Origin of the sequence: Flagellimonas olearia, from assembly GCF_009184425.1 — a bacterium.
GTDB classification, from domain to species: Bacteria; Bacteroidota; Bacteroidia; order Flavobacteriales; family Flavobacteriaceae; genus Flagellimonas; species Flagellimonas olearia.
This window is the reverse complement of record NZ_WELG01000188.1, coordinates 1-321: the sequence shown is the minus strand read 5'-3', so window position 1 is coordinate 321 and position 321 is coordinate 1. Positions and strand designations below refer to the sequence as shown.

The 321-nt window shown below is 38.3% G+C and carries 1 protein-coding gene; it reads left to right on the top strand.

Annotated elements, in window-relative coordinates:
* The first annotated feature begins 119 nt into the window (after positions 1-119).
* Positions 120-257 carry a hypothetical protein gene (locus tag F8C76_RS18810; protein WP_170284080.1) on the top strand — a complete coding sequence of 46 codons (138 nt, stop codon included), beginning with the start codon at positions 120-122 and terminating at the stop codon, positions 255-257.
* The last annotated feature ends 64 nt before the right edge of the window (positions 258-321 follow it).

Below are 321 nucleotides of genomic sequence, written 5' to 3'. Positions count from 1 at the left end.
CAACTAACAAGCATCCATAAAAAATCTACAACATGCAAGGAAGTAGATTATACCTTTGAAGCTTGGTTGAGCTCTAATGGAGAAATTGAATCTTTCTTTGATGTAGAAAACTCTTTTCAATGATCCAAGCAAAGATCTCCAAAAACCCTTTTGATCTTCCACACTATGACCCTTTTAGAATCTCTTTACTCAAGAAGATGGGTGGGATCTCCAAGAGAAAGTATCCTAGAAAACTCAAGGAACTAGAAGAGAACTAGAAGGGAGAGAAAGAGAATTGTGCAACAACTTGCACTAGAGAGAGAACCAAGAGGGAGAGTAGGG